This is a genomic window from Hydrogenophaga sp. L76 (assembly GCF_057654755.1).
Genome location: NZ_CM172807.1, coordinates 3,955,133 through 3,979,359, shown reverse-complemented (window position 1 = coordinate 3,979,359; position 24,227 = coordinate 3,955,133). Strand labels below are relative to the sequence as shown.

Here is a 24,227-nt window from a genome sequence, read left to right as displayed (position 1 = left end):
TCCTTCAGGCCGCGCCAATGTTCGGCACCAGCGCTCCGGCATTCTGACCACTGCGCAGTGCGGCGGTGAACGCCAGCATGCGGTCGATCGGCAACCGGGCGCGCGGGATCAGCGCCGGATCCACGTGGATCTGGTTCAGGCCCTTTTCCAGCACCTGCGCCACGCCGGCCAGGCCGTTCATCGCCATCCAGGGGCAGTGCGCGCAGCTCTTGCAGGTGGCGCTGTTGCCCGCGGTCGGTGCCTCGATGAACACCTTGCCCGGATTCTGCTGGCGCAGCATGTGCATCATGCCGTTGTCGGTGGCGATGATGAACTCGTTCGCGTCCAGCTCCCGTGCCGCCTTGAGGATCGCCGAGGTGGAACCCACCGCGTCGGCCAGTGCCACCACATCGGCCGGGCTTTCCGGGTGCACCAGCACCTTGGCACCCGGGTGCTCCTTTTTCAAGGCTTCCAGCTCAAAGGCCTTGAACTCGTCGTGCACGATGCAAGCGCCGTTCCACATCAGCATGTCGGCGCCGGTTTCGCGCTGGATGTAGCCACCCAGGTGCTTGTCGGGTGCCCACAGGATCTTGTGGCCCTTGTCCTTGAGCGCCTTCACGATATCGAGTGCGCAACTGGACGTGACCAGCCAGTCGGAGCGCGCCTTCACCGCGGCACTGGTGTTGGCGTAGACCACCACGGTGCGGTCCGGGTGGGCGTCGCAGAAGGCGCTGAAGTCGTCGATCGGGCAGCCCAGGTCGAGCGAGCAGTTGGCGTCCAGATCGGGCATGAGCACCGTTTTCTCCGGGCTCAGGATCTTGGCCGTCTCGCCCATGAAACGCACGCCCGAGACCACCAGCGTCTGCGCGGCGTGGTCGCGGCCAAATCGCGCCATTTCCAGAGAATCGCTCACGATGCCGCCGGTCTCGATCGCCAGGTCCTGCAGATCGGGGTGCACGTAGTAGTGCGACACCATGACCGCGTTGCGTTCCTTGAGCAGGCTGCGGATGCGCTCCTTCAACTCGGCGCGCTGCTTCGGGCCGGGCTCGACCGGCACACGCGCCCAGGCGTGCTTCGTCGGGCAGGCCGGCTGTTCGTATTCGACGTCGATGATGTCTGTGTTGCTCATGTCAGTTGCTCCATCCGCATCGAGAAATCGATGGCTTTCACGTCTTTGGTCAAGGCTCCGATGGAAATGCGGTCCACCCCGGTTTCTGCAAGGGTCCGCACCGTCTGCAGGTTCACGCCACCCGAAATTTCCAGGATGGCACGGCCCGCATTGCGGTGCACGGCCTCCTGCAGCGTCGGAATGTCCATGTTGTCGAGCAGGATCATCCTGGCGCCACAGGCCAGCGCTTCGTCGAGCTGCGCCAGGGTCTCGACCTCGATCTCGACAAAACGCGCCTGGGGCGCGGTTTCCTGAACGCGCTTCAACACGGCCGCCACGCCACCCGCGGCGGCGATGTGGTTTTCCTTGATCAGCACCGCGTCGTACAGACCGATGCGATGGTTCACGCCACCGCCGGTTTTCACCGCGTATTTCTGTGCCAGCCTCAGCCCCGGGATGGTCTTGCGCGTGTCCACGATGGCCGCGCGCGTGCCTTTGACAGCGTCAACGAACACCGCGGTCTTGGTTGCCACGGCCGAGAGCAGTTGCAGGAAGTTGAGCGCGGTGCGTTCGGCGGTCAGCAGGGCCTGGGCGTTGCCCGCGATTTCCAGCACCACCTGATCGGCGACACAACGCTGGCCCTCTGACACATGCCAGGTCAGGCGGGCCTTGGGGTCGCAGGCCAGCACGGCCGCCTCCACCCACGGCACGCCGCAGATCACGGCCGGTTCGCGCGCGAGGATGCGTGCATGGGCGCTGCGCGAGGGGTCTACCAGGGCCCCGGTGAGGTCGCCGCCGGCCACGTCCTCGGCCAGTGCGCGGGACACATCGGCGCCCGCCAGTTCGGCCAGATCGGCGTCCGTGAATTCAGAGAGGTGTTTCATGGGTTGCAAGCATAACGGGATCGCATATAGTGCCCCCCATCCAAAGCCCACGCAAAGGGGAACCCCATGAGTCCACAGAAATCTGCCGCTCCGACCAGCGGAACGCCCTACGGCACCCTGCCGTCGGCATCGCCCATGCCGCAGCGCAAGCCGGTCAGCCTGCCTCGGTTGCAGGAGATGCGTGAGCGCGGTGAAAAGATCACCATGCTCACGGCCTACGACGCGACCTTCGCCGCCGTGGCCGACGCCGCGGGTGTGGAGTGCATCCTGGTGGGCGACTCGCTGGGCATGGTCTGCCAGGGCCTGTCCAGCACCACCGGCGTGACGCTGGACACCATGCGCTACCACACCGAAAGTGTGGTGCGTGGCTTGCAGCGCGTTCAGGCCACCGCCTGGGTGATCGGCGACCTGCCCTTTGGCAGCTACCACGAGAGCAAAGAGCAGGCCCTGCGCAGCGCCGCGGTGTTGATGCACGCCGGGGCCCACATGGTCAAGCTCGAAGGCGGTGGCTGGACCGCCGACACCGTGCGCTTTCTGGTGGAGCGCGGCATCCCGGTCTGCGCCCACCTGGGCCTGACACCGCAGACCGTGCACGCGCTCGGTGGCTACCGCGTGCAGGGCCGTGGCGACGCCGCTGCGTTGCAACTGCGCCGCCACGCCATCGAACTGCAGGACGCCGGCGCCGCCATGCTGGTGCTGGAGATGGTGCCCGCGGTCCTGTCGACCGACATCACCACCGAACTCAAGACCTGCCACACCATCGGCATAGGCGCCGGCAAGGGCACGGCAGGCCAGGTGCTGGTGATGCACGACATGCTGGGCATCAACCTCGGCAAGAATCCCAAGTTCGTGCGCAACTTCATGGAAGGCGCCAGCAGCGTGCGCGATGCCATGGCCGCCTATGTGGCGGCCGTGAAGGACGGCAGTTTCCCGGAGGACAGCCTGCACGCCTGGTGATCAAGCCCCGCCCCGCGGCGCCCCTCGAACAGACACCTCTTCTCTCATGAAACTCGTTCACACCATCGAAGACCTGCGCACTGCGCTGCGGCCTTTCAACTCCCCGGCTTTTGTGCCCACCATGGGCAACCTGCACGATGGGCATCTGGATCTGGTGCGCACGGCCCAACCGCTGGGTGATGTCACGGTGTCCAGCATCTTCGTCAACCGGCTGCAGTTCGCCCCCCACGAAGACTTCGACACCTACCCGCGCACCCTGCAGGCCGATTGCGCCCGGCTCGAGCAGGCGGGTTGCGACATCGTGTTCGCGCCGTCGGAAAAGGAGCTGTATCCCGCCCCCCAGGGGTTCAAGATCCAGCCGCCGTCGGAGCTGGCCGACATGCTGGAAGGGCATTTCCGACCCGGCTTCTTCATCGGGGTCTGCACCGTGGTGATGAAGCTGTTCCAGTGCGTGTTCTCGGAAGCCAAGGGCCCGCGTTATGCCCTCTTTGGCAAGAAGGACTATCAGCAGCAGATGGTGATCCGTCGCATGGTGCAGCAGTTTGCCCTGCCGGTTCAGATCGTGGCCGGCGAAACACAGCGCGCCGCGGACGGCCTGGCGCTGAGTTCACGCAACGGCTATCTGAGCGAGAGCGAGCGTGCCGAGGCGGTGCAGCTGTCGCTCGCGCTGAGGGGTCTGGCGCGCGATGCGCTGGCCGCTGCGGCGAGTTTGCCCGACCACCGGTCCACCCTGGAGGAGAAGGCCATGAGGGCATTGGCAGGACGCGGCTGGCAACCCGACTACCTGACGGTTCGCCGCCGACAAGACCTGCAGGCGCCGACCAATGCCGACGCGACCACACCCGGCGCCCTTGTGGTGCTGGGCGCTGCCCGCCTGGGCAACACCCGATTGATCGACAATTTCGAGATCTAGACCCACCCCCGCGCCGAGCTTCGCTCGTCACCCCCTCACGGGGGCCGCTCGCATCGCCCCCTGGGCCGGGGGGGGGGGACACGTGCCCTTAGGCGCGGCGCGGGGAGGGGGTAGCCTCGTCCTTCGGATCACGCCCCATCAACGCGGCCACCGCCTGGGCAGGCTGCAGCTGGCCGTCCAGCAACGCCACCACACCCGCCGAAATGGGCATGTCCACACCCAGCATCTGCGCGCGCTGCACCACGGTGCGCGCGCTGTAAACGCCCTCGGCCACGTGGCCCAGCGAGTCCACCGCCTGCTGCAGGCTCAAGCCCTGCGCGAGCAGCTGACCCACCTTGCGGTTGCGTGAGAGATCGCCGGTGGCGGTCAGCACCAGGTCCCCCAGGCCGGAAAGACCCATGAAAGTTTCGGCCCGGGCTCCCAGCGCCAGGCCCAGGCGCGTCATCTCGGCCAGACCCCGCGTGACCAGTGCGGCTCTGGCGTTGAGTCCGAGGTTCAGGCCATCACACAGGCCGGTGGCGATGGCCAGCACGTTCTTCACCGCGCCGCCCACCTCCACGCCCACGATGTCTTCGTTGGCGTAGACCCGCAGCGTGGGGCTGTGAAAGGCGGTCACCAGCGCCTCGCGCACGCCGGCGTGCTCGCTGGCAGCCACCAGGGCGGTGGGCTGACCACGAGCCACTTCCTGCGCAAAGCTGGGGCCGCTCAGCACGCCTGCCTTCAGCCCAGGGGCCACATCGGCCCGTATTTCGTGGCCCAACAGGCCATGGGTGCCGCTGCCCGCGCGTGCAGCCTCAAAGCCCTTGCACAACCAGGCGACGGGCGCCGCCAGCCCGTTCAGGTGTTCCAGCATGCTGCGCAGGGCGACCATGGGTGTGCCTACGACGACGAGGTCGGCACCGGCCAGCGAAGGCCACTCGCCCCCCCAAATCTGCAGCGCGGGCGGGAACGGTATGCCAGGCAGGTAGCGCCGGTTTTCCCGGGTGGCCTGCATGTCAGCCACCTGCGAACCATCGCGTGCCCAGAGGCTGACGTGATGCGGCTGGCTGGCAGCGCTGATGGCCAGCGCCGTGCCCCAGGCACCTGCCCCGAGAACGACGATCTTCATGCGGTGCGGCTAACCTGACCGGCTTACTGCGTGACGATACGCGGCGCGTCTTCAGCCGCCTGCGCCTGCTGCTGCTCGTACATGGCCTGGAAGTTGATTTCCGCCAGGTGCACCGGCGGAAAGCCGGCGCGCTGGACCAGGTCGGCCACGTTGCCGCGCAGGTAGGGATAAACGATCTGCGGACAGGCGATGCCCATGATCGGACCCATCTGTTCCTGCGGCAGGTTGCGGATTTCAAAGATGCCGGCCTGCTTGGCCTCAACCAGGAACACCGTCTTGTCCTTGATCTTGGTCTGCACCGTGGCAGTCACGCAAATCTCGTACACGCCATCAGCCACCGGGTTGGCTTCCACGCCAAGCTGGATGTCCACCGAAGGCTGTTCCTGCTCCAGCAGGATGCCGGGCGAATTGGGCTGCTCCAGCGAAGCCTCCTTGAGGTAGATGCGCTGGATCTGGAAAGTGGGATCTTGGTCGGCCATGAGGGTCTTTCAGGAAGTCAGAAATAACAAAACCCGCCGGGGAGAAAACGTTCCCGCAGCGGGTACAGCGCCGATTATCTCAGCAGCGCCAGGGGTGGGCTCAAGATTGCAGCAATGGCGCCAGACCACCCCGTCCATCCAGCGCATGCAGGTCATCGCAACCACCGACGTGCAGGTCACCGATGAAGATTTGCGGCACGCTGGTGCGCCCGGTCAACTCCGTCATGCGGGCGCGCACATCGGGTTTGCCATCCACCACGATTTCTTCGTAGTTGGTCACCCCCCGCTGCTGCAGCAAGGCCTTGGCCCGGCTGCAAAAAGGGCAATAGTCACTGGAATAGATTTTGACGTGGGCCAATTAAAAAACTCCTCATACAAATATGAACCAAGAACTTCGCCGGAGCGCGTGACCGAGGACCAGCACACGCCGAGGATCCGGCTGTGCCGGTCCAAGGGCTTGGTCCCCCTGGGGGGGGGGAAGACGCGAAGCGGCGCAGGGGGGTGACTATTTCTCCACCGGCATGCTGGCCGCGCGCCAGGCGCTCAGCCCACCGGACAGGGAGTGGGCGTTTTCGTAGCCCAGCTTCTTGGCCACCGCCACCGCCCGGCGCGAACGCATGCCCGAAGCGCAGACCAGGATCACCGGCGTGGCCTTGTTTTTCACCAGGCCGGGCAATTTGGCTTCCAGCTCGGCAAGCGGCAGGTTTTTGGCTCCCGCCACATGACCGGCGGCGAACTCGTCCGAGCCACACACATCCACCACAGCGGCTTTTTGGCGGTTGATCAGCTGCACCGCTTCGGTGACATTGACCGACCCGGCCCCTGCGCCGCCCGACAAGGCAGGCCACATCAGCAGGGCCCCCGAGGTCAGCGCCACGGCGATCAACATCCAGTTTTCGAGAAAGAAACTCACAGGTACGACCTTTCAGTTAAGCCTGAGATTTTAGAATGTATGGCTGGCCTGCGCTGGCAGACCCTTTTGGCCCGGGGTGTCCCGGGCCGCTATTTGTCCTTTACGCACCCGCCCTCCATGCACAAACTCGTCCTGATTCGCCACGGCGAATCCACCTGGAACCTCGAAAACCGATTCACCGGCTGGACCGACGTCGAGCTCACGCCCACCGGCGTCTCGCAGGCCATGTCGGCCGGCAAGCTGCTCAAGGCCGAAGGTTACGAATTCGACATCGCCTACACCTCGGTGCTCAAGCGCGCGATCCACACCCTGAACTACTGCCTGGACGAGATGGACCGCACCTGGCTACCGGTGGTGAAAGACTGGCGCCTCAATGAGCGCCACTATGGCGGCCTGCAGGGGCTGAACAAGGCCGACATGGCCAAGCAGTTTGGCGACGAGCAGGTCCTCATCTGGCGCCGCAGCTACGACACGCCGCCGCCCGCGCTCGAAGCCAGCGACCCGCGCAGCGAACGCAGCGACCGCCGCTACGCCCACCTCCAGCCGGAGCAGGTACCCCTGACCGAATGCCTCAAGGACACCGTGGCGCGTGTCATGCCGTTCTGGCAACAGGTGCTGGCCCCCACCATCCAGAGCGGAAAACGGGTGGTGATCGCCGCCCACGGCAACAGCATCCGCGCCATGGTCAAGTACCTGGACGGTGTTTCCGACACCGACATCGTCAACCTGAACATCCCCAACGGCATTCCGCTGGTCTATGAGCTGGACGCTGACCTCAAGCCGATCAAGAGCTATTACCTGGGCGACGCCGAAGCCGCCGCGCGGGCTGCCGCGGCCGTTGCGGCACAGGGGAAAGTGTGATCCGGGCCGGTTGCCCGGCGCGCTGAAACCGGTTCGCGCAACACGCACGGAACCGAATCCCGGCATGGCGCTCCAAGGTGTATATTGACCCGCCGGTGGAGTCGGGTGTTCCTGACGCGCTGGCGTCTTTTTTAAGGTGTTTCCATGGGCAAGCAAGTGAGTCACAGGTTGAAGATTGCGGGATGGGTGGCCGTGGGCGCCGTCGCCGGAGCCCTCACGACGGTGCAGTTGCAGGCCGTCGCGCGCAACACGCTGGCCCCGCTGCCTCTGGAAGAGCTGCAGCAGCTCGCCGCGGTGTTCGGCATGGTCAAGACCGACTATGTCGAACCGGTTGACGAAAAGCAGCTGATCTCCGACGCCATCACGGGCATGGTCGCCAGCCTGGACCCGCATTCCCAGTATTTCGACAAGAAGTCGTTCAAGGAATTCCGCGAGGGCACCAGTGGCCGCTTTGTCGGCGTGGGCATCGAGATCACCATGGAAGACGGCCTGGTCAAGGTGGTCACGCCCATTGAAGACTCGCCCGCGTTCCGCGCCGGCCTCAAGTCGGGCGACCTCATCACCAAGATCGACGACACCGCGGTCAAGGGACTGAGCATCAACGATGCCGTCAAGCTCATGCGCGGCGAGCCGCGCACCAAGGTCTTGCTCACGATCTTCCGCAAGGACGAAAACCGCAGCTTCCCCGTGACGATCACGCGCGAGGAAATCAAGACCCAGAGCGTGAAGACCAAGCTCGTCGAGCCGGGTTACGCCTGGGTGCGCGTTTCGCAGTTCCAGGACCGCACGATCGAGGATTTCTCCCGCAAGGTCGAGGCGCTGTACAAGGAAGATCCGAAACTCAAGGGCGTGGTGCTGGACCTGCGCAACGACCCGGGTGGCCTGCTGGATGCGGCGGTGGCACTGTCGGCTGCGTTTTTGCCGGAAAACGTGACCGTGGTGTCCACCAACGGCCAGCTCGCCGACAGCAAATCGATCTACACGGCCGCTCCGCAACATTACCTGCGCCGCGGCGGCACCGACCCGATCAAGCGCCTGACCGAAAACACCAAGGGCGTCCTGAAGACCGTGCCGCTGGTGGTGCTGGTCAACGAAGGCTCTGCCTCGGCCAGCGAGATCGTCGCTGGCGCCCTGCAGGATCACAAGCGGGCCACCATCCTCGGCAGTCAGACCTTTGGCAAAGGCTCGGTGCAGACCGTGCGTCCCCTCGGCCCCGATACCGGCCTGAAGCTCACCACGGCCCGTTACTACACGCCGTCGGGCAAATCGATCCAGGCCACGGGCATCGTGCCGGATGTGATGGTCGACGAAACGCTGGAAGGCAACGTGTTCGCTGCCCTGCGCACGCGCGAAGCCGACTTGCAGAAACACCTCGGCAACGGCAATGGGGCCAAAGCCACCGAACAGCCCATGACCGACGCCGAACGTGCTGCCGAACAGCTGCGCGAGCAGGAGCGCGAGCAGGCCCGCAAGCGGCTGGAAGAAGAGTCCAGGAAGAACCCGGGTCAGCGCCTGGTGCCCGAATTCGGCAGCGAAAAGGACTTTCAGCTCCAGCAGGCGCTCAACCAGCTCAAGGGACGCCCGGTGATGGTGAGCAAGACGCTGACCGAGCGGCCTCCCGAGAAGAAAGAAAACTGAAGCCTGCCTGAACGGCATCCGTCAGCACCGGGAAACCACGCCTTTGGACGACCAGCAGCTCCTGCGCTACTCGCGCCACATCCTGCTCAACGAACTCGGGGTCGAAGGCCAGGAGCAGTTGCTGGCTTCGCACGCACTCGTGATCGGCGCAGGTGGCCTGGGTTCACCCGTGGCGCTGTACCTGGGTAGCGCGGGCGTGGGCCGCATCACCGTGGTGGACCACGATGTGGTGGACGAGACCAACCTGCAGCGCCAGATCGCCCACAACCTGGCCCGCGTGGGGCACCCCAAGGCCGAATCGGTGCGCGCAGCCATCGGCGCCATCAACCCCGACCCCGAAGTGATCACGGTGGTGCAACATGCCGACGCCACCCTGCTCGACGCGCTCGTGCCCACGGCCGACGTGGTGATCGACTGCACCGACAACTTTGTCACCCGCCATGCCATCAACCGCGCCTGCGTGACGCACCGCAAGCCGCTGGTTTCGGGCGCGGCCATCCGCATGGACGGTCAGCTCAGCGTGTACGACGCCAGGAACGATGACTCCCCCTGCTACGCCTGCGTTTTTCCGGAGAGCAGCGATGTGGAAGAAACCCGCTGCGCCACCATGGGTGTGTTCGCACCGCTGGTGGGCATCGTCGGCACCCTGCAGGCCGCCGAGGCGCTCAAGCTGCTCACGGGCCTGGGTTCGCGCCTGACCGGGCGGCTGCTGATGATCGACGGGCGCGACATGGCGTTCACCGAAATCGCCCTGCCCCGCCATGCGCAGTGCGCGGTGTGCGGCACCACGGCAACGACCGCCTGATCACGGCAGCGGGCAAGGCCCGTGACGCCGCCGGAAGTCGCGCGGCACTTCAGCATCCCGTTCGGCGAAAACACCTTTGCGCTGCGCACGGGCCTTGCCTTCCTGACCGGCATAGATCCCTTCGCTGTAGCGCCAGTGGTAAGCCCAGGCATGTCCTCTCAAGACCAGCCAGGCACCCACGTCCTCCCGCCGATGGGTCAGGTGCACCAGCGCACGCCCGTAGTGGTCGTGCTGGCGTTCGTTCACCGTCACCACCTGCCGGAGCACGCGTGCGGCCAGGGCATCGCGCGAGGCTGTTCCACCGGTCTGGCAGATTTCGGGGGCATCCAGACCGTCCAGCCGCAACTTGCGGTATTTGCCGCCTTCCAGGGGTTTGACCCACAGCGTGTCGCCGTCGAACACCCGCGTGACACGTGCCTCATAGACATGGGGCGCCTGCGGACGAACAGTGCCCGGCGGTTCCTTCGAACGCGGTTGTGCAACGGCCGGGGTCTGGAGGAGCAGTCCGAAACAAGACCACAGGACAGGAACAGGCGACAGGCGAAACAAGGAACGCTGGGGGAACGACATGGCCCGAGTCTGCCAGCATCGCGCACGGTTGCCACGCGCCAGACGCGCTGGCGCGTCATACCGCCATGTAACGACCGGGACGGTGGTTGATGGCCAGCGTCATGTTGAGCACGATGGCCCCCACAACCGACCAGATGATCTGCTGCCAGTCCACCACGGCGAACGCGGCCAGCACGATGGCGCAGTCAAACGCCATCTGCACGTGGCCGGCGCGCCACCCAAAGCGCTCCTGCAGGTACAGCACCAGCACGTTGAACCCGCCGAGGCTGGCCCGGTGGCGAAACAGCATCAGCATGCCCGCGCCCATGAGCAGCCCGCCGGCGACAGCGGCAAAGCCGGTGGAAAGTTTGCCGAAGGTGATCCACTCTGGCACCCACTGCGCCAGCAGGGCCAGCAGGGCCACCGCGGCAAAGGTCTTGGCCGTGAACACCCAGCCCATGCGCTTGAAGGCCAGGCCGTAAAACGGCAGATTGATCAGGAAAAAAACCAGGCTGAAGTTCCAGCCGGTGGCGTAGTGCAGCAAGAAGGCCAGGCCGGCCGTGCCGCCGGTCAGCAGGCCGGTGTGGCGGAACATGATCACGCCCAGAGCCACAAACAGCGTGCCCGTGAGCAGGGCCTGCGCGTCTTCGTGCAACTGGTGCTGGGCCGGTGATGCGGCGCCCGATGCACCAGGACCTTCAACCGACTTGACGGCCATGGGTGAGGGGCTGCGGCGCAGCCTGGTCAGGGAAGGGAACACGGCAGGTCTCACAAAGCTGGGGAAACAGCCGCGAAGTATCGGCGCTGGGCAGCACAGCACGCTTGACCCAGGTCAGTGAAAGCCCTGCTCGCGCCGCCGGCCGGGACGAACGGTCTGCCGGCGCACCCGCTCAGGCCGTGACGATCCAGCCTTCCAGGGGATCGAACGCGGGCAAGCCGTAGCGCGGGTGGCCGTTCTCGTGTTGCTGCTGCGCCCAGGCCGCCTGCAACAGGCAGAGCACCGCATCCAGCGCATCGCCGCTGGCGTCGTCGGCCAGTCCGTCGCGCTGGGCATGCGAGAGTTTCAGGCGCAGGCCGGTGGCCTGCAGCAGCGGCGCCTGGCCGCCCTCCAGCGCGTGGATGAGGGTCTTGCGTGCGATCAGGCGCTCGGGCGTCTGCTTCGCCTTCTCGTCGCTCTTGTAACTGGTGGTGCCGAGCACGCTGCGCGCCAGCAGGCCGGGATAAGCCTCCAGGGCCACACGCGCCGGGTCACCGGCCTGCAGACCCGGCAAGGTGACACCGGCAGCGATCAGACGGGGCACACCGGCGTGCAGCATGAACGCCACCGGCGGATTGACCCATTTCATGCTCGGGCTCGATCCGGCCGGCCCGTCTGTGACGCGGTGCGCGAACTTGCCACCCACCGGGCGCGCGGAGCAAAAGTCGGCAAAAATTTCGCGGATGTCGTCGCGGCTGAGGCTGGCGTAGTGGGCCATGCACGCGGCCCAATCGGTCGGCCAGCCCAGCGCCACCACCAGTTCGCGCGGCAGGCCAAAAGGCAGGTCGAAGCCGCCCACCCAGGCGCCAGCGCCCTTCAGGCGATCGCCCCAGGCATCGAGCGTCTCAAAGTGCTCGACGCGGTCGAGCAGCACCCGACCGCGGTCTGTGTGACCAACCGCCAGGGTGATGGGCTTGCGCCGGGACGGCGCACTGGTGAAGTCGCAACCGAGCAGCGTCGGCCGCTGCGGATCAGGCACGACCAATGATGCTGGCCGTGGCCATCAGCTCTTCGAGCAGGGCCAGCGAGACCTTGCCCGAGACGCCGTAGGGATCGAACTCCGGGCGCTCGGAGTACTTGAGCACGATGGAGGTGTTGAGCTTGGACAGGTTGACCTGCCCCATGGTCCAGCCGCCAAAGCGGCGCTCGGAGATTTCTTCGTAGTGCAGCAGCACCACGTCGGTGTGTCGCGCGTCTTCGACAATGTGGTTGTAGAGCTTGTTGACCGCTTCACGACCACCTTCGATCGCCTGCAGGAACACGCCGCCACCGTAGCAGAGCACGCCGGTGATGCCGTTGCCCATGTTGTGCGAGCGCGAGGTTTCAAGCACCGATTCGATGGTCTTGGCGCAATCCTTGTCGATTGCCCGGCTGACATAAAGCAGACGTACCAGCATGGTGTGTTCTTCTGAATCAACGGGGAATGAGGGAGAGGAATTCGCGGCGCAGGTTCGGGTCTTTCAGGAACACCCCGCGCATGACCGAGTTGATCATCTTGCTGTCCATGTCTTTCACACCGCGCCAGGCCATGCAGTAGTGGCTGGCTTCCATGACGATGGCCAGACCGTCGGGCTGGGTCTTTTCCTGGATCAGGTCGGCCAGCTGTACGACCGCCTCCTCCTGGATCTGCGGACGGCCCATGATCCATTCGGCCAGGCGAGCGTACTTGGACAGGCCGATGACGTTGGTGTGTTCGTTGGGCATGACGCCGATCCAGATCTTGCCGATGACCGGGCAGAAGTGGTGGCTGCAGGCGCTGCGCACGGTGATCGGGCCGACGATCATCAGCTCGTTGAGGTGCTCGGCGTTGGGGAATTCGGTGACGCTGGGCCCGTGCACATAACGGCCGTTGAACACCTCCTTGAGGTACATCTTGGCCACCCGGCGCGCGGTGTCGCCGGTGTTGTGATCGCTCTCGGTGTCGATCACCATGCTGTCGAGCACGCCCTGCATCTTGACCGTCACCTCTTCAAGCAACTGCTCCAGTTCGCCGGGTTCGATGAAGCCGGCGATGTTGTCGTTGGAGTGAAAGCGGTGGCGCGCGGCCTGGATGCGTTCGCGGATTTTGACGGACACGGGCACGCCCTGGTCATCGTCGTTGGGGTCGGCGGTGGTCATGTCGGGTTCTGTTTTCATGAGCATGGGTCATGCTAACACCCGCCCCCAAAGCGCCGAATAACAGGCTGAAGTCTGGGGTTTTGCGAGACGGGTCATCAACACGGATGTCGGCGACGCGCCCACCCCGGAACGCGGCGAAACCGGTTTGCCGGGCCGCATCGCGCTGCCCCCTCGAGGGGGTCGCGCGCAGCGCGGCGGGGGTGACCCACTTCAGTACCGGTGGCCCGTGAGGAACAGCGTGGCCCGCATGACGCCAAAGGCCAGCCTGTCCAGCAGGCGCTGGTGCCAGGGGCGCTGCCCGAGCACCTGTACATCGAGTTGCTGGCCCTCCCGCTCGACGACGTCGGCCAGCCAGCGGTGCAGCAGGGCGGAGAAGCGACGGTCCGTGGTCATGACATTGGCCTCACGCGCGAGCAGCAAGGACAGGGGGTCGAGGTTGGTCGACCCCACGGTGGCCCAGCGCTGGTCGATCACCGCCACCTTGGCATGCAGGGCGCTGGTCGCGTACTCGTGGATCTCGATGCCGCCGCCGAGCAGCGTCTGGTAGACCGGGCGGGCGGCGCGGTACTGCATGAAATGTTCGTATTTGCCGTGCAGCAACAGGCGCACCCGCACCCCGCGCTGCGCCGCCATCAGGAGCGCACGCCGCAGCTTGCGGCCTGGAACGAAATAGGCATTGGCGATCATGATGTCCTGCCGGGACTCGCCGATGGCCTTGAGGTACGCACGCTCGATATCGTGCCGGTGACTGATGTTGTCGCGCAGCAGCAGCGCGGCACGTGCGTTGTCCACCCCGAGCGGGCCATCGGACAGGGATGCCGGTTCGCTGTTTTCTGCATCGGCCTTGCTGCGGTCCGACCCATGGCCCCGACCGGCGTCCGTTTCCAGCCGAGCGAGCAGGCGCGAAAAGTCTCCCACCGGCATGGTTTCGCGCAAGGCCTCCCAGGCGGCCCTGAACTCACGCTGTCGTGCCTTGCGCGCAGCCTGCAGCCGCCACCAGAGCTGCTCCATGGTTTCCACCATGTCGGCCACCACCGGGCCGGCCACCCGCAGCGAAAAGTCCAGTCGCGGCGCCATCAGCCGCCCCAAAGCCACGTCATCCTGATCGTCGATGATGTTGATGCCGCCGCAAAAGCCCACCTTGCCGTCCACCACGCAAAGCTTTCGGTGCAGGCGTCGCCAGCGACTCGGGATCAGCAAACCCAGGCGACCCAGCGGCGCGTAGACACACCAGCGAACACCCGCCTGCGCAAAGCGCCTTTTCCACTCGTCGGGGATCCTTGGCGTGCCCACCCCATCGACCACCAGTCGCACCAGCACACCCCGCTGTGCCGCACGCTCCAGCGCCTGCGCCACGCCCAGCGCAGAGCCAGCGAACTCGAAGATATAAGTTTCCAGATGCACCGCCCGGCGCGCGGCGTCCATGGCCTCCACAAGGGCCGGGAACAGCTCGGCGCCACCCGACAGCAACAGCAACTGGTTCCCGCTGTGCACAACCGCCTTGCCCTGCCTTGCCGGGCGCCCCTGGGACTCGGGACGGTCGTCGTTCACAACTCGAACTCGGCAATCAGCGGCAAGTGGTCGGACATGCGTGCCCAGGCCCGCCCATGCGGCACATGGGCCGAGACCGGCAGCAGGCCGCGCACGTACACACGGTCCATGTGCAGCAGCGGCAGGCGGGACGGGTAGGTGGGCAGGCGGATGCCGTCAAAGGTGCGCAGGTTCAGATCGGCCATGGGCCGGTGCAACTGGGATCCCCAGTCGTTGAAGTCCCCCGCCACGATCAGCGGCGCGCTGGCGGGCACCTCGCGCGCCACATACTGGCCCAGGCGCTGGACCTGGCGTTCCCGGCTGGCATGGATCAGCCCGAAATGCACCACCACCACATGCACGTCCTTGCCATCCACCAGCAACTGCACATGCAACAGGCCACGTTGTTCGAAACGGTGGTCGGACACATCGGAGTGCCAGCTTTCCAACACCGGCCAGCGCGACAGCAGCGCATTGCCATGCTCCCCGTGACGGGTGATCGCATTGGTCCGGTAGACCGACTCGTAGCCCTCGGGCGACAGATAACCCGCCTGGTCCAGCTCGGGCCAGCGGGTGAAATGTTTTTCGAGCTTGCGGTTGTGGCGCCGCACCTCCTGCAGGCAGACGATGTCGGCATCGAACTGTTCGACCGCGTGCGCCAGGTTGTGGATTTCCAGCCGGCGCGCCGGCCCGAGGCCCTGCACGCCTTTGTGGATGTTGTAGGTGGCTACCCGCAAGATGCTCATGGGCAAATCATGCCACCAAGCGCATCAGCAGGTCACGGCACAGCGGCCCAGCCGTGGCAGCCAGGAAATGGCCTCGGCATTGGACGGCGAAAAACAGCGGTCCATGGCTTCGGGCCACGGCGACCAGACCTGCGCCCGGTGCTCGCGCGGACTCAGTGTCACGGGCACCGCCGCCGGGATACACAGGCCGAAGACATGCTCGGTGTTGTGGATCACGCCCGGCGCATACCGGTGACGCCACTGCGGGTAGATTTCATAGACGTTTTCCAGCGCCCAGTCCGTCAGCACATGACCGGGAGCACTCGCGTCGAGTCCGGTCTCCTCCCAGACCTCGCGCACCGCCGTGACCTCGAACGGTTCGTCTTCGGCATCCCTCGAACCCGTGACCGACTGCCAGAATCCCGGCGCATCGGCTCGCTCGATCAGCAGCACCTCCAGCGCGGGTGTGTGGATCACCACCAGCACCGATTGGGGAATCTTCGGGCGCATCAGCGCGCGGATCAGAGCAGGCGGGATGCCGCGCTGCCGAGCGAGCGCGCCCGCTGCAACATCCGCCACGCCGACCACGCCTTCAGGGCCAGCCCCAGCGATCGGCGCGGCCGCCACACCGCAACCGTCAGCGCAGCGCCCGCCACCGCCAGCGGATTCGCGCGCAACCAGCGCCAGGCGTCCTGCAGGCGGTCGGCCCACATCCACACGGGCTCCACCACCTGCAATTGTTCAACCACCTGCCCGCGCAATTGCCCGGACCGCTGCACGAGCAACGCGCGCCTGCGGGCCAGCTGTTCGGCTCGACCGGGTTCGTTGGCGCTCATGTGAGCACCTTCGTTCTGCGAGCTGCGGCGCGAGCTTGCTTGGGGCGACCCGGCGCCGTGCTCATGAGCGCAATCCCTCGCGGTCTTTCTTGAGTTCTCCGACGGTGGCCGAAAACAGCTTGGTGCCGCTGCGCACCCGCTCGCGCGCCAGCCAGGCCGCAACGCCGCCGAAGCCGAGAAACAACCCCGCGAAAACCGCCAGTGGCAGCAGGCGATGGGTGTCCCACAGCGCCACCGTGATCAGCATGGCCAGAAAGCCCAGCCCCAGGCTGATGAAGGCCACGGCCACGGCGCCATAGACCATCAAGCCACCGACACGCAGCACTTCCTCCTGCGCTTCCACACTGAGCAATTCCAGCCGCAGCTGGAGCAGTTCCAGCACGGTAGCAGTCAAGCCCTTCAGCGAGGCCGCCAGGCGGGTCGGTGGCGCAGACATGCCACGCCCGTTCAACGCCGGCTGATCAGCAGGCCGATCACCAGGCCGATGCCGGCGGCCGTGCCCACGGCGCGCCAGGGGTGTTCGTGCACGTAGTCGTCGGTGGCGCGCGCCATTTCGCGGGTTTTTTCCTTGATCGCCTCTTCAGCGTCCAGCAGCTTGTGGCGGGCCTGGCGCAGGTTTTCGTTGATGCGCTCGCGCAGCTCCACCACCTTGCCTTCGGTCTGGTGGGCGGTGGCCGCCATCAGTTCTTCTGCGTCGGTAATGACGCGCTGCAGGTCGGCGACCAGCTTCTCTTTGTTGGCCAGGGTGTCTTGGGCGTTCTTGCTCATGGATAGGCTCCTTTCAAAAAGCCATCCTAACAAACCCTTGACCACACGGAACGCAGCGGTACGTTTCGTTGCCACCTGCAACGTGCGGCACCACCGGCAACCCAAATAAAAAGGGCGGTCCGTGCCGCCCTTCTTTCCTGCCGACGCGCCCAGGGATCAGGCGGTTTTGGCCAGATCCACGTTGCGCAGGCGGATGTGCAGCTCGCGCAGTTGCTTCTCGTCCACCAGACTCGGCGCCTGTGTCAGCAGACACTGGGCGCGCTGGGTCTTGGGGAAAGCGATCACGTCGCGGATCGAGTCGGCGCCGGTCATCAGCGTGACGATGCGGTCCAGACCGAAAGCCAGGCCACCGTGCGGCGGCGCGCCGTACTGCAGCGCGTCGAGCAGGAAGCCGAACTTGAGCTGCGCCTCTTCGGGCGTGATCTTCAGCGCATCGAACACCTTCTGCTGCACCGCGGCGGTGTGGATACGCACCGAGCCGCCACCGATTTCCCAGCCGTTCAAAACCATGTCGTAGCCCTTGGCGATGCACTTCTCAGGCGCGGTGACCATCCAGTCTTCGTGGCCGTCTTTCGGCGCGGTGAAGGGGTGGTGGACGGCGGTCCAGCGGTCGGCTTCCTCGTCGTGTTCGAACATCGGGAAGTCCACCACCCACATCGGTGCCCAGCGGGCTTCGAACAGGCCGTTCTTCTTGCCCAGCTCGCTGTGGCCGATCTTCAGGCGCAACGCGCCGATGGCGTCGTTCACCACCTTGGCCTTGTCGGCCCCGAAGAAGATGATGTCGCCGTCCTGCGCGCCGGTGCGCTTGAGGATCTCGGCCACGGCCGCGTCGTGCAGGTTCTTCACGATCGGGCTCTGCAGGCCGTCGCGGCCCTTGGCCACTTCGTTGACCTTGATCCAGGCCAGCCCCTTGGCGCCGTAGATCTTGACGAACTCGGTGTAGGCGTCGATCTCGCTGCGGCTGATCTCGGCACCGCCGCGCACGCACAGGGCGACCACGCGGCCGTTCTTCATGGTGGCGGGCGCGCTGAAGACCTTGAAGTCCACGTCGGCCATCACGTCAGTGAGTTCGGTGAATTCGAGCTTGACGCGCAGGTCGGGCTTGTCGGAGCCGAAGCGGTGCATGGCTTCGCTGTAGGCCATGACCGGGAACTCGCCCAGGTCCACGCCCAGCGTGTTCTGGAACACCGTCTTGATCATGCCCTGGAACATGTCGCGGATGTCTTCTTCGGTCAGGAACGAGGTTTCGATATCGATCTGTGTGAACTCGGGCTGGCGGTCGGCGCGCAGGTCTTCGTCGCGGAAGCACTTGGTGATCTGGTAGTAGCGGTCGAAGCCCGCCACCATGAGCAGCTGCTTGAACAGCTGGGGCGACTGCGGCAGCGCGAAGAAGTGGCCGTCGTGCACGCGGCTGGGCACGAGGTAGTCGCGAGCGCCTTCGGGCGTGCTCTTGGTGAGCATCGGGGTTTCGATGTCGATGAAGCCGTTGGCGTCCAGAAACTTGCGCACTTCCATGGCCACGCGGTAGCGCAGCATCAGGTTGTTCTGCATGTAGGGGCGGCGCAGGTCGAGCACGCGGTGCGTCAGGCGAGTCGTCTCGCTCAGGTTGTCGTCATCGAGCTGGAACGGGGGGGTGACCGAGGCGTTGAGCACCTTGAGTTCGTGGCAGAGGATTTCGATCTTGCCGCTCTTCAGGTTGTCGTTGGTGGTGCCCTCGGGACGTGCGCGCACCAGGCCGGTGACCTGCACGCAGAACTCGTTGCGCACGTCTTCGGCGGTCTTGAACATCTCGGCGCGGTCGGGATCGCAGACCACCTGCACATACCCTTCGCGGTCGCGCAGGTCGATGAAGATCACGCCACCGTGGTCGCGGCGGCGGTTGACCCAGCCGCAGAGTTGCACAGTCTGGCCCAGCAGGGCTTCGGTCACCAGACCGCAATAGTGGGAGCGCATGGCCATTTCGGTTCTTCTTTCAGCAGGTTCGCCGTGATTCACGGCGGGGAGTCATCAGGTCGGGTGGGTGGTCGCGCCGGGCGCTGCCACTTTGGGGAAGGGGTTCTTGGGGGCACCGGGCGCGATCACGCCCATGGAAACGATGTAGGTCAGCGCTTCGTCCACGCTCATCTGCAGCTCCAGGCAATCGCTGCGGCGCACCATCACGAAATAGCCGCCCGTGGGGTTGGGCGTTGTGGGCACAAACACACTCAGGAATTCGTCGTGATCGCCGGTACGGCCCGGCTGGGACTGCAAGTGTGCAAGGACCTCGCCATTGGGCGAACCGGTCTGGAAACCGATGGTCCACATGCCGGCGTGCGGCCACTGAACCAGCACCGCTTTGCGAAATGCATTGCCCTTCTCGGAAAACAGCGTGTCGGAAACCTGCTTCACCCCGGAGTAGATGGAGCGCACCACCGGGATGCGGTGCAGCAGCGCGTGCCACCAGTCCACCAGCTTGTTGCCGATGATGTTGGACGCCAGCGCCCCGATCGACAGCACCACCGCCAGCGCAAAGATCACGCCCAGGCCGGGAATGTGAAAGCCGAACAGCTGGTCGGGCTGCCAGCTCTGCGGCAGGATGTGCAGCGTCTGGTCGAGCGTGCCCACCACCCAGTCCAGCACCCACAGGGTGATGATCAGGGGCACCAGGACCAGCAGGCCAGCGAGCAGCCATTTGCGCAGGGAAGGCATCGGGCGCGAACTCAGGTCGAAGCGGTGGGGGTCGAGCTGGCTGCCGGAGCCGCAGCGGGTGTCGTTGTGGCCGCGGTGCTGGTGGCGGGTGCCGGACTGGCGGCGGCCTCACCCGCCGGTTTGGCAGCCGCGTCCGGTGCGCTGGCACCACTGTCGGCCCCGGCCACGGCAGGGGCGGCCTTGCCGCCGTTGCCACCGCGGAAGTCGGTCACGTACCAGCCCGAGCCCTTGAGCTGAAAACCGGCGGCGGTGACCTGCTTCTGGAAACTGGCCTGGCCACAGGCCGGGCAGACGCTCAACGGGTCGTCGGACATCTTTTGCAACACGTCCTTGGCATGGCCGCAGGACGCGCACTTGTAGGCATAAATCGGCATGGCGGAACCTGTAGGTGACCGGCTGCATGAGAGCCGGGATCGCTTCGGAGGACAAACGGGCAGCGGGTGGGCATCACACCCGGCCCGTCGAGCCCGATCCGAAGGGTAGAAGAACAAAACCCGTCATTATAAATTGGGGGTGGTTCCCGGATGCGCAAGGTCCTGCATAACCGGGTCCGCCACCGGCAGCGTCTACCAGAGTCGCACCCGCGTGAGCACCTGCATCAGCAGCAGGCCGATCAGGAAGCCCACCCCGCCCCAGACGATCCCCTGCAGCAAGCGGTTGGTGCGGCGCTGTTCGGCCAGCAGCTCATCGAGTTCGCGCCGCAGTTCGTGCGGCTTGTGCTGCAGGAAGTCGTGCACCAGGCGCGGCAGCGCAGGCAGCAGCTTGGCGTAGTGCGGCGCCTCGGCCTTGAGCTGCTGCCACAGTTTCTGCGGTCCGATCTGCTCAACCATCCACTTTTCCAGGAACGGCTTGGCGGTGTTCCAGAGATCCAGTTCCGGGTCCAGATCGCGGCCCAGCCCCTCGATATTCAGCAGCGTCTTCTGCAGCAGCACCAGTTGCGGCTGGATTTCCACCTGGAAACGTCGCGAGGTCTGGAAAAGCCGCATCAGCACCATGCCGAGCGATATTTCCTTCAGCGGGCGGTCGAAATACGGTTCACACACCGCGCGGATCGCCGACTCCAGCTCGTCCACCCGGGTGTCGGACGGCACCCAGCCGCTTTCGATGTGCAGCTCGGCGACACGCTTGTAGTCGCGCCGGAAAAAAGCGGTGAAGTTCTGCGCCAGGTATTCCTTGTCGAACTCGGTCAACGTGCCAACGATGCCGAAGTCCAGCGAGATGTAGCGTCCGAACGTGGCCGGATCAACGCTGACCTGGATGTTGCCCGGGTGCATGTCGGCGTGAAAGAAGCCGTCGCGGAACACCTGGGTGAAAAAAATGGTGACGCCGTCGCGCGCCAGCTTCGGGATGTCCACACCCCGGCGGCGCAATTCGTCCACCTTGTTGATCGGCAGGCCATGCATGCGCTCCATCACCATCACTTCGGTGTGGCAATAGTCCCAGAGCATCTCCGGGATCAGCACAAGGTCGAGCCCCTGCATGTTGCGCCGCAGCTGGGCGGCGTTGGCGGCCTCGCGCAGCAGGTCGAGTTCGTCGTGCAGGTACTTGTCGAACTCGGCCACCACCTCGCGCGGCTTGAGTCGTTTGCCGTCGGCCGACAACTTTTCGACCCAGCCCGCCATCGTGCGCATGAGGCTCAGGTCTTTTTCAATCACCGGCCGCATGTTGGGCCGCAGCACCTTCACCGCCACCTCGCGCCCACCATGGCGGCCATCGCGCAAGGTCGCGAAATGCACCTGCGCGATGGAAGCACTGGCCACCGGCACCTGGTCGAAGTGCGTGAACACAGCGTCCAGCGGCTTGCCGAACGCGCGCTCGATCGTGGCCACCGCCACGGCGCTGGGGAACGGCGGCACGCGGTCCTGCAGGCGGGCCAGTTCGTCGGCAATGTCCGGAGGCAACAGGTCGCGCCGGGTCGAGAGCACCTGGCCAAACTTGACGAAGATCGGACCCAGCCGCTCCAGCGCCTCGCGCAACCGCTCGCCGCGAGGGCTGTCCAGATTGCGGCCGATGGAAACGAGACGGGTCAGCAGGCGCAGCGTGGGGTGCCGGAAGCTGGACAGCACGAGCTCATCGAGCCCGTAGCGCAGCACCACCCAGACGATGAAAGCGCCGCGAAAGAGACGCGTCATGCGGCACCACCGCCACCGCCCGGGGTATCCGCGTTCGCTGTCGGCGCGGCCGCTTCGGGCGCGGAGCCGGCAGGCGATGCGAAGGGCGGACGTGGCGGGAAGCCTTCGGGCAGGCGCGCGGCAAACGCCTTCACAGCCTGGGCGCCTGCGCGCGCAAACCGGCTCAGCGTGTGCGCGGTGGCGTCGCCCACCACGCGGGACAGGTCTTCTTCCACGTCCCAGCGCACGTTGTCCACCAGCCAGGCGACTTCGGCGGCGAGCTGCACGTCACCCTGGATGTCCACGCCCGGCTTGTCGCCGGCGATGACACGCTGGGCCAGCGCAAACGGCGAGGTCTGGGTCAGTGAAACGGTGAGCTCGGGCTGGGCACCCGCGACCGGGCGCTCCAGCAGACCGGCGGGCGTGGCTGCGAGCGTGAGGTGGAAGTCGCCCCACTGCACCCGCACCGGTTTGCCCTTCTGACGCTTGAGACGTTCCTGTGCCTGCGGCTCCTGCATCAGCACGTGGTTGAGGAACAGCACCAGGCGGTTCTGTAGCTCGTCCACCACCCAGTCGGGCGGACGGATGCTGCCCAACAGGGACTGCAAAAAGCCCAGGGGCGATCGGCTGCCGCTGTCGGCGCCGGACGAAAAATCGGGGGGTACATTTTTCATGACCCCCCGATTTTGACGGATAACGCGGGACTGTCCCGCCGACCTGATCAGTTGGGGTCAGAGCTGAAGGTCTGACCCGCAAACATTATTGAAGGGCCTGAACCCCGGCCACCAGCCAGCCGCCGGAACCACTCTTGGGCCGGGTGATGTTCCAGACTTCGCGGAACGGATTGGGACCGGCCGAAGCGTCTTCCCGGATCATCCCGGAAAACTCCACGCTCGCCATGTACCCGTCGTCCAGTTCCTCGATGCCCAGCAGTTGGGCTTCGAGCATCACGACGTCGGTCTTGTTGATGCTGCTGCCACTGGTCTGCTCGCGCTCGGCCAGCTGGCTCTTGATCTGCTCCAGCATGCCGTCGGTCATCATGGCCCGCAGGCTGGGAATGTCGGACCGGTCCCAGGCATCCTGCAGGTTCACGAAGTTGGTCTTGGATGCCTTGAGAAAACCCTCGACATCGAAGTCGCTGGGCACGCCCCAGGAGGGTGAGCCCGCCAGCGCCGAACCGATCATGGAGCCACCGGCGCCGGCCGAGGCACCACGTTCCCAGGGACGGGCCGACGCGTCGTTGCCCACGTTCTGCGGGCTGTAACCCCGCGGCGTCGCCGCCTGGTCCGAGGCGCCTGCACCCTGGTAGACCAATCCGGAAGGTTTGGCAGCCGGTGCACCGCGGCGCATCACCACGCGGATCACCGCCACCACCACCACCGCCAGCAAAGCCAGCAGAAGGAACTGGGCAAAGCCCTCACCCAGACCCAGCGAGGAAGCCAGCCAGGCCAGGCCGAGACCAGCGGCCAGGCCACCCAGCATGGCACCCCAGGGACGCTTGGGGGCGGCAGCTGCGGCTGCAGCAGGCGACGGCGCGGCAGGTCGGGCTGCTGCGTTTTGAGCGGGCACCTGCTGCGGGGTGCTTGTGGGTGCGGCGCTGCGCTGCGTCACACTGCCCGACTGCTTGCCAACCGACAAGCCGCCGCCGATGCGTTTGGCCGAGACGTCCTGCGCCCCGATCGCCATCGCGCAGACCAGAAGTACCGACCACAACCTGCTCATTGCCCTGTCCCTCAGTTGATGAAAAAACGTTGAATCAACACTTGATGCCGACGTGCAAGGCCACCACTCCGGCGCTGAGGTTGTGCACGTCCACGTGTCCGAACCCCGCTGCCTTCATCATCTGCCGCAATTCCTCCTGTCCCGGATGCATGCGGATGGACTCGGCGAGGTAGCGGTAGCTGTGCTCGTCGTTGGCCACCAGCTTGCCCAGCTTCGGCAGGATGTTGAACGAGTACCAGTCATAAGCTTTCTCCAGCGGCTTGGCCACCCGGGAAAACTCCAGCACCAGCAATTTGCCACCCGGTTTCAGGGTGCGATGCATCTCGGCCAGCGCAAGTTCCTTGTGGGTCATGTTGCGCAGGCCAAAGGCCACCGACACAAAATCGAACGATTCGTTCGCGAATGGCAGCTTCTCGGCATCGCACACCATGGTGGGTAGCACGACCCCTTTGTCGAGCAGCCGGTTGCGGCCTTCGCGCAACATGGCCTCATTGATATCGGTATGCACCACCCGACCTGTCGGGCCAACCTTGGCCGCAAAAGCCAGCGACAGGTCACCCGTCCCGCCAGCGATGTCCAGCACCTGCTGGCCTGGCTGCGGGTTGGCCACGGTGAGGGTGTAGCGTTTCCAGACGCGGTGCAGACCGGCCGACATGAGATCGTTCATCACGTCGTACTTGGGCGCGACAGAGTCGAACACGCTGCGCACGTGCTGTGCTTTCTCGCGCTCGTCGACGTTCTTGAAGCCGAAATGGGTGGTTGCCATGGCGCGATCCGA

General features: G+C 65.5%; 29 protein-coding genes. 5 read left to right on the top strand and 24 right to left on the bottom strand.

The window, feature by feature from the left end; genetic code table 11:
• Positions 1 to 4 precede the first annotated feature (4 nt).
• Positions 5 to 1,108 (bottom strand): quinolinate synthase NadA, encoded by a 1,104-nt coding sequence (nadA, locus tag AC23D4_RS19385; protein ID WP_472889211.1) that lies wholly within the window; start codon positions 1,106 to 1,108, stop codon positions 5 to 7.
• Positions 1,105 to 1,971 carry a carboxylating nicotinate-nucleotide diphosphorylase gene (nadC, locus tag AC23D4_RS19380; RefSeq protein WP_472889210.1) on the bottom strand — a complete coding sequence of 289 codons (867 nt, stop codon included), beginning with the start codon at positions 1,969 to 1,971 and terminating at the stop codon, positions 1,105 to 1,107. Before nadC ends, nadA begins: the two co-directional genes overlap by 4 nt.
• Before the next feature lie 66 nt (positions 1,972 to 2,037).
• On the opposite strand from nadC, the gene panB reads away from it, so the two are divergent.
• Complete coding sequence (gene panB, locus AC23D4_RS19375) at positions 2,038 to 2,928, top strand: 3-methyl-2-oxobutanoate hydroxymethyltransferase (protein WP_472889209.1); 891 nt, start codon at positions 2,038 to 2,040, stop codon at positions 2,926 to 2,928.
• Positions 2,929 to 2,974: 46 nt separating this feature from the next.
• Entirely contained in the window at positions 2,975 to 3,841 is an 867-nt protein-coding gene (gene panC / locus AC23D4_RS19370; RefSeq protein WP_472889208.1) for a pantoate--beta-alanine ligase, read from the top strand.
• 88 nt (positions 3,842 to 3,929) lie between these two features.
• Here panC and AC23D4_RS19365 read toward each other — a convergent pair whose 3' ends face one another.
• From AC23D4_RS19365 to AC23D4_RS19350, 4 genes are all read right to left on the bottom strand, one after another.
• Positions 3,930 to 4,949, bottom strand: coding sequence for an NAD(P)H-dependent glycerol-3-phosphate dehydrogenase (locus AC23D4_RS19365; protein ID WP_472889207.1), 1,020 nt, complete (start codon positions 4,947 to 4,949; stop codon positions 3,930 to 3,932).
• Positions 4,950 to 4,972: 23 nt separating this feature from the next.
• Positions 4,973 to 5,428 carry a protein-export chaperone SecB gene (secB, locus tag AC23D4_RS19360; RefSeq protein WP_305362133.1) on the bottom strand — a complete coding sequence of 152 codons (456 nt, stop codon included), beginning with the start codon at positions 5,426 to 5,428 and terminating at the stop codon, positions 4,973 to 4,975.
• 100 nt (positions 5,429 to 5,528) lie between these two features.
• Positions 5,529 to 5,786, bottom strand: coding sequence for a glutaredoxin 3 (gene grxC, locus AC23D4_RS19355; protein WP_472889206.1), 258 nt, complete (start codon positions 5,784 to 5,786; stop codon positions 5,529 to 5,531).
• Between the two features lie 147 nt (positions 5,787 to 5,933).
• Complete coding sequence (locus AC23D4_RS19350) at positions 5,934 to 6,341, bottom strand: rhodanese-like domain-containing protein (protein ID WP_177138914.1); 408 nt, start codon at positions 6,339 to 6,341, stop codon at positions 5,934 to 5,936.
• A gap of 117 nt (positions 6,342 to 6,458) precedes the next feature.
• On the opposite strand from AC23D4_RS19350, the gene gpmA reads away from it, so the two are divergent.
• From gpmA to AC23D4_RS19335, 3 genes are all read left to right on the top strand, one after another.
• Complete coding sequence (gene gpmA / locus AC23D4_RS19345) at positions 6,459 to 7,202, top strand: 2,3-diphosphoglycerate-dependent phosphoglycerate mutase (RefSeq protein WP_472889205.1); 744 nt, start codon at positions 6,459 to 6,461, stop codon at positions 7,200 to 7,202.
• A 156-nt stretch (positions 7,203 to 7,358) separates the two neighbouring features.
• Complete coding sequence (locus AC23D4_RS19340) at positions 7,359 to 8,840, top strand: S41 family peptidase (RefSeq protein ID WP_472889234.1); 1,482 nt, start codon at positions 7,359 to 7,361, stop codon at positions 8,838 to 8,840.
• A gap of 43 nt (positions 8,841 to 8,883) precedes the next feature.
• Complete coding sequence (locus tag AC23D4_RS19335; protein ID WP_472889204.1) at positions 8,884 to 9,645, top strand: HesA/MoeB/ThiF family protein; 762 nt, start codon at positions 8,884 to 8,886, stop codon at positions 9,643 to 9,645.
• Here the strand turns inward: AC23D4_RS19335 and AC23D4_RS19330 are convergent, their stop codons facing one another.
• From AC23D4_RS19330 to ubiE, 18 genes are all read right to left on the bottom strand, one after another.
• On the bottom strand, positions 9,646 to 10,047 hold the full coding sequence (locus tag AC23D4_RS19330) for a thermonuclease family protein (protein WP_487623648.1): 402 nt from the start codon (positions 10,045 to 10,047) through the stop codon (positions 9,646 to 9,648). It abuts the gene before it with no gap.
• A gap of 223 nt (positions 10,048 to 10,270) precedes the next feature.
• The gene (locus tag AC23D4_RS19325; protein ID WP_472889233.1) at positions 10,271 to 10,912 is read right to left on the bottom strand and encodes a YitT family protein; all 642 of its coding nucleotides are present in this window, start codon (positions 10,910 to 10,912) and stop codon (positions 10,271 to 10,273) included.
• 172 nt (positions 10,913 to 11,084) lie between these two features.
• Positions 11,085 to 11,930, bottom strand: a complete 846-nt coding sequence (locus AC23D4_RS19320) for a DUF429 domain-containing protein (RefSeq protein ID WP_472889202.1) — start codon at positions 11,928 to 11,930, stop codon at positions 11,085 to 11,087.
• Positions 11,923 to 12,348: a BLUF domain-containing protein gene (locus AC23D4_RS19315; protein ID WP_177138950.1), complete on the bottom strand. Its 426-nt coding sequence runs from the start codon at positions 12,346 to 12,348 to the stop codon at positions 11,923 to 11,925. The genes AC23D4_RS19320 and AC23D4_RS19315 overlap by 8 nt, the downstream gene beginning before the upstream one ends.
• Positions 12,349 to 12,364: 16 nt before the next feature.
• On the bottom strand, positions 12,365 to 13,093 hold the full coding sequence (gene folE / locus AC23D4_RS19310) for a GTP cyclohydrolase I (RefSeq protein WP_472889201.1): 729 nt from the start codon (positions 13,091 to 13,093) through the stop codon (positions 12,365 to 12,367).
• Between the two features lie 186 nt (positions 13,094 to 13,279).
• Complete coding sequence (gene clsB, locus AC23D4_RS19305; protein WP_472889232.1) at positions 13,280 to 14,563, bottom strand: cardiolipin synthase ClsB; 1,284 nt, start codon at positions 14,561 to 14,563, stop codon at positions 13,280 to 13,282.
• 53 nt (positions 14,564 to 14,616) lie between these two features.
• Positions 14,617 to 15,345, bottom strand: coding sequence for an endonuclease/exonuclease/phosphatase family protein (locus AC23D4_RS19300; protein ID WP_472889200.1), 729 nt, complete (start codon positions 15,343 to 15,345; stop codon positions 14,617 to 14,619).
• 24 nt (positions 15,346 to 15,369) lie between these two features.
• On the bottom strand, positions 15,370 to 15,834 hold the full coding sequence (gene nudB / locus AC23D4_RS19295) for a dihydroneopterin triphosphate diphosphatase (RefSeq protein ID WP_472889231.1): 465 nt from the start codon (positions 15,832 to 15,834) through the stop codon (positions 15,370 to 15,372).
• Between the two features lie 11 nt (positions 15,835 to 15,845).
• Entirely contained in the window at positions 15,846 to 16,160 is a 315-nt protein-coding gene (locus tag AC23D4_RS19290; RefSeq protein ID WP_472889199.1) for a YqjK family protein, read from the bottom strand.
• A 61-nt stretch (positions 16,161 to 16,221) separates the two neighbouring features.
• Positions 16,222 to 16,596 carry a phage holin family protein gene (locus tag AC23D4_RS19285; RefSeq protein ID WP_472889198.1) on the bottom strand — a complete coding sequence of 125 codons (375 nt, stop codon included), beginning with the start codon at positions 16,594 to 16,596 and terminating at the stop codon, positions 16,222 to 16,224.
• Between the two features lie 11 nt (positions 16,597 to 16,607).
• The gene (locus tag AC23D4_RS19280) at positions 16,608 to 16,928 is read right to left on the bottom strand and encodes an ElaB/YgaM/YqjD family protein (protein WP_472889197.1); all 321 of its coding nucleotides are present in this window, start codon (positions 16,926 to 16,928) and stop codon (positions 16,608 to 16,610) included.
• A 156-nt stretch (positions 16,929 to 17,084) separates the two neighbouring features.
• Positions 17,085 to 18,887: an aspartate--tRNA ligase gene (aspS, locus tag AC23D4_RS19275; protein ID WP_472889196.1), complete on the bottom strand. Its 1,803-nt coding sequence runs from the start codon at positions 18,885 to 18,887 to the stop codon at positions 17,085 to 17,087.
• A gap of 48 nt (positions 18,888 to 18,935) precedes the next feature.
• On the bottom strand, positions 18,936 to 19,616 hold the full coding sequence (locus tag AC23D4_RS19270; protein WP_472889195.1) for a DUF502 domain-containing protein: 681 nt from the start codon (positions 19,614 to 19,616) through the stop codon (positions 18,936 to 18,938).
• An 11-nt stretch (positions 19,617 to 19,627) separates the two neighbouring features.
• Complete coding sequence (locus AC23D4_RS19265) at positions 19,628 to 19,990, bottom strand: FmdB family zinc ribbon protein (protein ID WP_472889194.1); 363 nt, start codon at positions 19,988 to 19,990, stop codon at positions 19,628 to 19,630.
• A 192-nt stretch (positions 19,991 to 20,182) separates the two neighbouring features.
• Complete coding sequence (ubiB, locus tag AC23D4_RS19260) at positions 20,183 to 21,748, bottom strand: ubiquinone biosynthesis regulatory protein kinase UbiB (RefSeq protein ID WP_472889193.1); 1,566 nt, start codon at positions 21,746 to 21,748, stop codon at positions 20,183 to 20,185.
• Complete coding sequence (locus AC23D4_RS19255; RefSeq protein ID WP_472889192.1) at positions 21,745 to 22,401, bottom strand: ubiquinone biosynthesis accessory factor UbiJ; 657 nt, start codon at positions 22,399 to 22,401, stop codon at positions 21,745 to 21,747. Before AC23D4_RS19255 ends, ubiB begins: the two co-directional genes overlap by 4 nt.
• A gap of 85 nt (positions 22,402 to 22,486) precedes the next feature.
• Positions 22,487 to 23,449: a Tim44 domain-containing protein gene (locus tag AC23D4_RS19250; protein ID WP_472889191.1), complete on the bottom strand. Its 963-nt coding sequence runs from the start codon at positions 23,447 to 23,449 to the stop codon at positions 22,487 to 22,489.
• A 34-nt stretch (positions 23,450 to 23,483) separates the two neighbouring features.
• Positions 23,484 to 24,215: a bifunctional demethylmenaquinone methyltransferase/2-methoxy-6-polyprenyl-1,4-benzoquinol methylase UbiE gene (gene ubiE / locus AC23D4_RS19245; protein WP_472889190.1), complete on the bottom strand. Its 732-nt coding sequence runs from the start codon at positions 24,213 to 24,215 to the stop codon at positions 23,484 to 23,486.
• Positions 24,216 to 24,227: the final 12 nt, after the last annotated feature.

Bases quoted from the DNA above. Each gene is read 5' to 3' on its own strand.
- AC23D4_RS19365 (WP_472889207.1), bottom strand. From the start codon at position 4,949: ATGAAGATCGTCGTTCTCGGGGCAGGTGCCTGGGGCACGGCGCTGGCC.
- AC23D4_RS19300 (WP_472889200.1), bottom strand. From the start codon at position 15,345: ATGAGCATCTTGCGGGTAGCCACCTACAACATCCACAAAGGCGTGCAG.
- folE (WP_472889201.1), bottom strand. From the start codon at position 13,093: ATGCTCATGAAAACAGAACCCGACATGACCACCGCCGACCCCAACGAC.
- AC23D4_RS19255 (WP_472889192.1), bottom strand. From the start codon at position 22,401: ATGAAAAATGTACCCCCCGATTTTTCGTCCGGCGCCGACAGCGGCAGC.
- panC (WP_472889208.1), top strand. From the start codon at position 2,975: ATGAAACTCGTTCACACCATCGAAGACCTGCGCACTGCGCTGCGGCCT.
- panB (WP_472889209.1), top strand. From the start codon at position 2,038: ATGAGTCCACAGAAATCTGCCGCTCCGACCAGCGGAACGCCCTACGGC.
- secB (WP_305362133.1), bottom strand. From the start codon at position 5,428: ATGGCCGACCAAGATCCCACTTTCCAGATCCAGCGCATCTACCTCAAG.
- ubiE (WP_472889190.1), bottom strand. From the start codon at position 24,215: ATGGCAACCACCCATTTCGGCTTCAAGAACGTCGACGAGCGCGAGAAA.
- ubiB (WP_472889193.1), bottom strand. From the start codon at position 21,748: ATGACGCGTCTCTTTCGCGGCGCTTTCATCGTCTGGGTGGTGCTGCGC.
- AC23D4_RS19290 (WP_472889199.1), bottom strand. From the start codon at position 16,160: ATGAGCGCCAACGAACCCGGTCGAGCCGAACAGCTGGCCCGCAGGCGC.
- nudB (WP_472889231.1), bottom strand. From the start codon at position 15,834: ATGCGCCCGAAGATTCCCCAATCGGTGCTGGTGGTGATCCACACACCC.
- gpmA (WP_472889205.1), top strand. From the start codon at position 6,459: ATGCACAAACTCGTCCTGATTCGCCACGGCGAATCCACCTGGAACCTC.
- AC23D4_RS19280 (WP_472889197.1), bottom strand. From the start codon at position 16,928: ATGAGCAAGAACGCCCAAGACACCCTGGCCAACAAAGAGAAGCTGGTC.
- AC23D4_RS19250 (WP_472889191.1), bottom strand. From the start codon at position 23,449: ATGAGCAGGTTGTGGTCGGTACTTCTGGTCTGCGCGATGGCGATCGGG.
- nadC (WP_472889210.1), bottom strand. From the start codon at position 1,971: ATGAAACACCTCTCTGAATTCACGGACGCCGATCTGGCCGAACTGGCG.
- AC23D4_RS19285 (WP_472889198.1), bottom strand. From the start codon at position 16,596: ATGTCTGCGCCACCGACCCGCCTGGCGGCCTCGCTGAAGGGCTTGACT.
- nadA (WP_472889211.1), bottom strand. From the start codon at position 1,108: ATGAGCAACACAGACATCATCGACGTCGAATACGAACAGCCGGCCTGC.
- AC23D4_RS19315 (WP_177138950.1), bottom strand. From the start codon at position 12,348: ATGCTGGTACGTCTGCTTTATGTCAGCCGGGCAATCGACAAGGATTGC.
- AC23D4_RS19325 (WP_472889233.1), bottom strand. From the start codon at position 10,912: ATGGCCGTCAAGTCGGTTGAAGGTCCTGGTGCATCGGGCGCCGCATCA.
- AC23D4_RS19270 (WP_472889195.1), bottom strand. From the start codon at position 19,616: ATGCCTTCCCTGCGCAAATGGCTGCTCGCTGGCCTGCTGGTCCTGGTG.
- aspS (WP_472889196.1), bottom strand. From the start codon at position 18,887: ATGGCCATGCGCTCCCACTATTGCGGTCTGGTGACCGAAGCCCTGCTG.
- AC23D4_RS19265 (WP_472889194.1), bottom strand. From the start codon at position 19,990: ATGCCGATTTATGCCTACAAGTGCGCGTCCTGCGGCCATGCCAAGGAC.